Here is a 7,460-nt window from a genome sequence, read left to right as displayed (position 1 = left end):
AGAATCTTCTTTTTCAGGGGATCCATAATAATCAACATCTCCTGATCCTGAGACCCTTGCTTTTAAAAAGCCGTCACAATATACATCAATATCTCCAGACCCCGAAATGGAAGCATCTACATTTGTGGCTTTTAACTCCTTGGCATGGATGTCGCCAGAGCCTGAAATTGCACATTCAAAATCGGTTGTTTTACCACTTAAACTTATGTCGCCAGAGCCTGTTAAATCGCTTTCTACGCTATTTGCCTCGACAATAACCTGTAAGTCGCCAGAACCTGTAAGGTTGGCTTCAAACAGGTCGGTTTTTATGGTGTTTTTTGTAACAATATCGCCCGATCCTGTTAACGAAACCGCATCGAGGCTTTCAAAAGGAACGGTTATTAAAATTTCTTTGTTGTGGCTTGGCCTTAAATCGTAACCCTCTTCGGTTTTAATTACAAGTTTGCTGCCCCTAACTTCGGTAATTATGTGCGGAATAAGGTTTTCTTCTGCCGAAATGGTTATTTTCCCTTCGTTTCCGGCAACAAGTTCAACATCAAAAAACCCTGCAACGTCTACTTTGTCATAATTAGAGGTATTTCTTTCCAATGTTTGAACATTTCCGTTCCCTTTTACCTTTTCGTTGCCAAACCATTGGGCATTAGCCGTTAAAGTAGCGATTAGGGCCATACTGATTAAGATGAGTCTTTTCATTTTATATGTTTTTAAGTTATTATTTTTTTTGAAGGATTGATAGCTGGTTACCGTCAAAAGTTTTTTATTTCTTATTAAGGCTCACACCCCCATATTCTGAATTTATGTATACTTTGTTCTTTCCACTGCTTCCGTGGTATCCTTGATAATATTTCTCGGTAGATTTGTCTCTTTTTATTTTATATTCAAAGTTGGTGTCGCCACTTAGTCCGGCATATTCAAGGTCTATTTCAAAGTCAAAATGATACCCGCTGTTATAGCCTATTTTAATACCCGTATAATCGCTTTGTACGTTCAAGTTCCCGGCATCGGCGGCCATTTCGTCGATTTTTAACGAACCGTAATCCGAGCTTACATCAACATTGCCGTGCATGATCCCAAAATGCATGGAAAGATAGTCGCCCGTACCTTTTATATTGTTGGCATTTTCCAGTTTAATACTGCCATAGTCGCAGGAATATTCAATATTTCTGGCATTTTTTACTTCCGAAGTGGTATAATCGGCACTTATTACAAGATCTCCGGCATTTTCAACTTCATAACTTGAATAATCAGCATTTATTTTACCACTTTTTATATATTCAAAAGTAGATTTAGAAGTATAATCAAAGCTCAACTGGTTATTGTCGGCATTGAGTTTGCCAATTTCCATTTTACCATAATCGCAACTAATATTGGCCAGGCCATTAATCTCGTCAAGGTAGATTCCGCCATAATCGTTATCCAGATCTACACTGTTCCCAACGGGCACCTTTATGGTATAGTTAATTTCCATGCTAATGTTGTTGTTGTTTCCCCAGCCCCAACCGTTTTTTTGAAAAATGGTCTTGGCAGAGACCACAGAGCTCGAAGCATGGAACTCCACGTCTATCTCGTCCAGTTTTCTTTGTGCTTTTTCCTCGCTGTTGCTATTGGTTTTTATGTGCACTTCTATAACGGTTCTGTTCTCGTTCCAGGAAGTAATATACAGGTTGCCGTAACTGTTCTCGATATCCAAACGGGCCGTGGGGCTTACGGTAAATTCCTTCTTTATTTTTTTCTCTTTGGTGTACTTACCGTTCCATCCCGGTCCGGATGCACTGACCCATAGCGGCAGGCAAATAAGCACACATACTAGTTTATATAATCTGACTTTCATTGTTTGAGGTTTTTATTTGTTTAACTTCTTCTATTTGAGACAATACATCTTGCAATAAATTTATCCTTGTCTGGAAATTAATTATCATGGCATTTAAAATTTGTTTGCTGTTGCCATCGTTCGCCAAATCGGTTTCCAACTCTTTATAATCTGTTTCCAGCTTTTTTATTTGAAGCATGGCATCGTCTATCATCTGTTTGGTCTCGGGTGTTGCCTCTGCTTGAATTTTTTCCATTTCTTCGTTAATCAAAGAAGAAAAGTAGAATTCGGTCTTTTCTATCTCGGTAGGCTCTTTTACGTGTTCCACTACAGGAGAAGGCTCATAAAAGAGCTTCGCCCCGATAGCCACCAAAATAGCCAGGGAAGCGGCAATAGAGAGTGCTTTCCATACAAGGGCCCGTGACTTCCTTTTAGGGAGCGCCACTACTTTTTGCTGTTTTTCCAGCTTGTTCAAAAAGCGTGCTTCGTGCCCTTTTTGGGGTTCTTCAACATCCCAATCGTTTTTCAGTTCATCAAAAAGATGTTCTATGTTGTCTTTAGGCTTCATATGGTTCTGCTTTTAATTTTTGTCTTAAGCTTTCTTTTGCCCTAGATACCGTGGTCCTGCAATTGGCATAACTCACGTTCATAATTGTACTTATTTCTTCATAATCGTATCCTTCTATTAAATGAAGGGTTAAAGCAATCCTGTAATTGTCCTTCAACATTTTCATGGTCTGCAACACTTTTTGAGCCTTAATGTTGGTAAACTCATGGTCAGGTTCAATTCCATTACTGTCTTCAACCCTATGTAAAACATCGTCCAGCGGCACAACACTGTTCCTTTGTTGTTTTCTGTAATGATGAATACTGTTGTTTATTACAATACGTTTTAACCATGCTCCAAAAGCAACTTCGCCCCTATACGTGTCAAGTTTCGTAAACGCGTTTAAAAACGATTCCTGCATTACGTCTTCTGCTTCAAAGGGGTCGTTTACAATCCTTACCGAAGTATTGTACATGGCCTTGTAATAACGGTTGTACAGCTCCATTTGTGCCGATTGCTCTCCTTCTTTGCAGCGTGCTAATAGTTGATCGGTATTTAACTTTTGTTGGCTCAAAAAGTAATTCGTTTATTATAAAGATAAGGTTACTTTTAGATTGTTACAGTTTGCTAAAATTTTTTTTGAATTATTTTTTTCTGAAGTCACCGGCCCTTTCAACATAAAGTAATACGGCAGCTAATGGAAATTGAAGACAATATCTTTCTTAACGTTTAATTTTGGTTAGTTGATGGTTGAGAGTTGAGAGTTGAGAGTTCAGAGTTGCAAAGGGTCAAAGTTCAAGAGAGTGTTCAATTAACTGTGTCCCTATTCACTTTTCCCTAACCACTCTTCAAAGTAGCAGTCACTTCGATGTTACGCTGCTAGGTAGCTACATAGCTATGTTGTCATCAGTGTACTTGACTATTAACAGTTAACAATAACCATTCAAATCCACAGTCACTTCGACGGAGGAGAAGTCGCATACTATCATAAGGAAATAAGCCAATAAGTTAATGAGGAAAGGTTTTTTGTTTCAGAGGTTCAAAGTTGCAAAGGTTCAAAGTTTTACTAGTATAGGGAAAAGAGATGTTATTTGTTATTAGACCGACTTAATGCAAACAATGAGTAACAACCAACGAACAACGACATAGCAATATAACAACCTTAAACCTGAAACCTTGAACCCAAAACCATAACCCAACAGGATTAACGCATGGAAAATGTATTTAAGTTATAGGGTTTTAATAACTCTGTTTCTTTCATCAGTTTTGGTTCGGCGTCCACATCGCGGAGGAATATTAAATCTTTTTCAAATTCATACATTTTATATGAATAGTCAAAGGTGGGGTCTTCTGTTAAAATTCTTATTATGTCCTCGCTAAAGTTTGCGCCCCCGGCCGCAAAAGACATATTAAAAGCAACCATTCTTACGTTAATTTCGGTTATAAAAGGGGTGCCGTTTTGGTCTTCTTTAAAATCGGCCGTAAAAAAACCGTGCAATTCCTGGCCTGTATGGATAGATATTAGTTCGAGCGCCTTTAAAGAAGCGTCTATTAACTTAGGTTCGTTTAACAACCGCCCAAAGGAGGTATTGCCCGTAATGCCAGATGGCGCAACTTTGCTCATAATGTAATTTACACGTTCCCCGCAGGCAGCACGTAGCAGTTTTCCTTTATGGAACAGCAGCTTGCAGGCCAGATTTCTTCCCGATAAAAAGGTACTTGCAATAAATTCGTTTACTTTAGGGTTAATGGTAATCCAGTTTTTAAGGCTGGCTTTGTCCTTTACCTTTAGGGAGCCCAAGCCGCTGGATCCAGAGGTAGAACGAATCCAGAACGGGTAGGGAAGTTGCTGTTCTATGGCGCTATAATCTATATTAAGCGGGTCAATGGTTATAGAGGCGGGTACCAACCCAATCTTTTTAAGGATGTTGGTCATTAAAGCCTTGTCTATTAAGTTTTCCACAATGGCATGATCGGGTAAAAAAACCTTACATGGCCAAATACCACCTTCTTTTTTATATTTTGTCCACTCCAGTACCTCCAGTTCGGGTTGTACTATGGCAATTTCTATATCATGTTTCTCGATAATGTTGTTAATTGCACTCCAATAGGCAGGATTTCCGGCAGGCGGTATTACATAGGTTTCATGGTACAGGTCTTTTTCATACAGGCCATGGGCCCGCGGGTTAATATCGGTACCTATAATAGTGTACTCCATGTTGCTGTAACGGTGAAGGGAACGGGCAATACTACGCGGCGTTGGCCCTCCAACTCCATTGATTAATACATTAATAGCCATATTTTTTAGTTGTTACCGTTAAAAGGTTCCATGGGAATATCTTTTTGTTGATTGACCCCTTCTTTCTTTAGTACCTTTAACATAGTTAAATAAATAATTTTAGAATCCATTGCAAAGTTTAGCCGGTTTACATAATGTATGTCGTATTCAAACTTTTGGTTCCACGAGATGGCATTCCTGCCATTTATTTGTGCCCAGCCCGTAATACCGGGCTTTACAGTGTGCCTTTGCTTTTGTGTATTATTGTAAAGGGGCAAATATTTAATAAGCAGTGGGCGGGGGCCAATAAGGCTCATATCACCTTTAAGTACATTGAACAATTGGGGAATTTCGTCCAGGGAATATTTGCGTATAAAACTGCCAAACTTGGTTATACGCTCGCTATAGGGCAATAGCTCGCCATTGGCATCTTTTTTATCGGTCATGGACTTAAACTTGACAAGCTTGAATATTTTTTCGTCTTTTCCCGGTCGAAGTTGAAAGAAAAAAGGACGCCCATTAGTTACAAACAATAATATAATGGTTATAACGATTATTACGGGCGACAAAAATATAAGTCCGAAGGCCGCCAACATAATATCCAAAAAGCGTTTAAAAAAGCTTTTGTACATGGTTGCAAATGTTTTGGTTGTTTGTGTTAATGACAAGGTAAAATTAGCTGAAAGGGAAAATAGAATAAAAATTGTTCTTTAAAAGGCAATAAATATCGCTAAAAGAAATTTTTGGATGCCAGGCTCATAAGTATTGGACTCTCATAGAGATATAAATCTTTACAGTTTAATATTGTTGTCTTAATGCGTTGTATTTCAACGAAATAAATAGCTTTTTGTCGGAAGTTGTGTATTTGAAAGATTTTTCTTGTTCTTGATGGAATTTTAAAAAGACTAGCGCATGGAATAACTACTTTTACAAAGTATTCTTCCCCATATCCAGCCGTAATTTAATCTCATTATAAAACAACCTAACGCTTAATAAAATGAGACTGAAAATTACTTTTTTTATCCTTCTAATGAGTTTTTGTGGCCTAACAGCACAAAATTTACATACACAGGCTAATGCAGCTTCTATAACAAATGAAGCAGATGCAACAACAGGATGGACTGGAGGAGCCGTAATAGCTTCTACGGCTACCGATGCCCAAAATGGAACCTATTCTTTATTGATTTCATCATCTGGCGTTTCTTCAGGAAGAAATGGGGAATATACTTTTAATGTTGTAAACGGAGAAACCTACAATATTACCATTTGGGCAAAAAGGGCACCGCAAAGTTATTTGCCTGCCTTTGCAAACTGGTCTGGCTTTACAGGCTTTTCTACTACAAATATTACCAATCCCGATTGGGCACCTTACAATTTTACTCTAACGGCAAATGCAAGCACGGCGACCATTAGGATATATACCAGCCCCAGTTACAGGGGGAATATATCAGGCGATGGCGTTTTAATCGATGCCGTAAACATTACAACAGATGATCTTGACACGGAAGCACCATCGGCGATAGTGGATTTGGCAGCTTCGGGAACGACCGATACGAGCACGAACTTAAGCTGGACAGCCTCAACCGATAACGTAGCGGTAACCGATTACGAGGTTTTCCGTGACGGAACGAGCATTGGCCTAACGGGCGGTGCAACAAGCTTTTCGGCAAGCGGTTTGACGGCCTCGACAAACTATGCCTTTACTGTATTTGCGCGTGACGCCGCCGGTAACACCTCTGCGGTTAGCAACACGGCAAACGTAACGACCAATGCACCTGCCGGGGACACGGAAGCACCATCGGCGGTAGTAGATTTGGGAGCTTCGGGAACGACGGCCACAACCACGAACCTAAGCTGGACAGCTTCTACCGATAACGTAGCGGTAACCGATTACGAAGTTTTCCGTGACGGAACGAGCATTGGGCTAACGGGCGGTGCAACAAACTTTTCGGCAAGCGGTTTGACAGCCTCGACAAGCTATGCCTTTACGGTATTTGCACATGATGCCGCCGGGAACACCTCTGCGGTTAGCAACACGGCAAACGTAACGACCAATGCACCAGCCGGGGACACGGAAGCACCATCGGCAATAGTGGATTTGACAGCTTCGGGAACGACAGCCACAACCACAAACCTAAGCTGGACAGCCTCAACCGATAACGTAGCGGTAACCGATTACGAGGTTTTCCGTGACGGAACGAGCATTGGGTTAACGGGGGGTGCAACAAACTTTTCGGCAAGTGGTTTGACGGCCTCGACAAGCTATGCCTTTACAATATTTGCACATGATGCCGCCGGGAACATCTCTGCGGTTAGCAACACTGCAAACGTAACGACTACTGCTGGAAGTGGAGGTGGCGTGACCCCATATACTACCGAGAACGCCAATTTGGATACCGTAGATTGGCAGGCCAATAATTTGTTTGCCAATGGAAACGTAGGTATTGGTACTTCGGCCACATTGGGTTATCGATTGGCTGTTGCAGGAAATATTGTTGCGGAAGAGGTTAGGGTAGCCTTGCAGGGAAACTGGCCTGATTATGTGTTTGAAGATGCATATACTTTGCCAAGTTTAGAAGAAGTGGAAAATCATATCAAAGAGAATAAGCATTTAATAAATATCCCAAGTGCTTCCGAAATTGAAAAAAACGGAATCGGATTGGGGGATATGGACGCCAAGCTACTTCGAAAGATTGAAGAACTTACGCTGTATACGCTTCAGCAGGAAAAGAAAATAAATGAACTTCAGGCCGAAAACAATACGTTGAACGATTTATTGAAGCGTATTGAAAAAATAGAAAAAGAATTAAACAACCAATAAGAGG

Annotated in this window: 7 protein-coding genes; 1 reads left to right on the top strand and 6 read right to left on the bottom strand. The window is 40.4% G+C overall.

Translation table 11 applies throughout. The annotated features are described in order from the left end of the window. From UXI14_RS17010 to UXI14_RS16985, 6 genes are all read right to left on the bottom strand, one after another. The coding region (locus UXI14_RS17010) for a head GIN domain-containing protein (protein ID WP_335967179.1) at positions 1-693 on the bottom strand (693 nt) is incomplete at its 3' end. 64 nt (positions 694-757) lie between these two features. Further along, positions 758-1,831 (bottom strand): hypothetical protein, encoded by a 1,074-nt coding sequence (locus UXI14_RS17005; RefSeq protein ID WP_335967178.1) that lies wholly within the window; start codon positions 1,829-1,831, stop codon positions 758-760. Then, positions 1,812-2,378 (bottom strand): hypothetical protein, encoded by a 567-nt coding sequence (locus UXI14_RS17000; RefSeq protein WP_335967177.1) that lies wholly within the window; start codon positions 2,376-2,378, stop codon positions 1,812-1,814. Before UXI14_RS17000 ends, UXI14_RS17005 begins: the two co-directional genes overlap by 20 nt. Beyond that, the gene (locus UXI14_RS16995) at positions 2,368-2,931 is read right to left on the bottom strand and encodes an RNA polymerase sigma factor (protein WP_277900702.1); all 564 of its coding nucleotides are present in this window, start codon (positions 2,929-2,931) and stop codon (positions 2,368-2,370) included. Before UXI14_RS16995 ends, UXI14_RS17000 begins: the two co-directional genes overlap by 11 nt. 630 nt (positions 2,932-3,561) lie before the next feature. Continuing rightward, positions 3,562-4,656, bottom strand: coding sequence for a hypothetical protein (locus UXI14_RS16990; RefSeq protein ID WP_335967176.1), 1,095 nt, complete (start codon positions 4,654-4,656; stop codon positions 3,562-3,564). Between the two features lie 5 nt (positions 4,657-4,661). Then, on the bottom strand, positions 4,662-5,267 hold the full coding sequence (locus UXI14_RS16985; RefSeq protein ID WP_335967175.1) for a sugar transferase: 606 nt from the start codon (positions 5,265-5,267) through the stop codon (positions 4,662-4,664). Positions 5,268-5,632: 365 nt separating this feature from the next. Here UXI14_RS16985 and UXI14_RS16980 point away from each other — a divergent pair, with 365 nt between their 5' ends. Further along, positions 5,633-7,456 (top strand): fibronectin type III domain-containing protein, encoded by a 1,824-nt coding sequence (locus tag UXI14_RS16980; protein WP_335967174.1) that lies wholly within the window; start codon positions 5,633-5,635, stop codon positions 7,454-7,456. The last annotated feature ends 4 nt before the right edge of the window (positions 7,457-7,460 follow it).

The organism is Galbibacter sp. PAP.153, from assembly GCF_037029175.1.
GTDB classification, from domain to species: domain Bacteria; phylum Bacteroidota; class Bacteroidia; order Flavobacteriales; family Flavobacteriaceae; genus Galbibacter; species Galbibacter pacificus.
The sequence above is the reverse complement of the archived record's forward strand: the minus strand, read 5'-3'. Positions and strand labels throughout refer to the sequence as shown.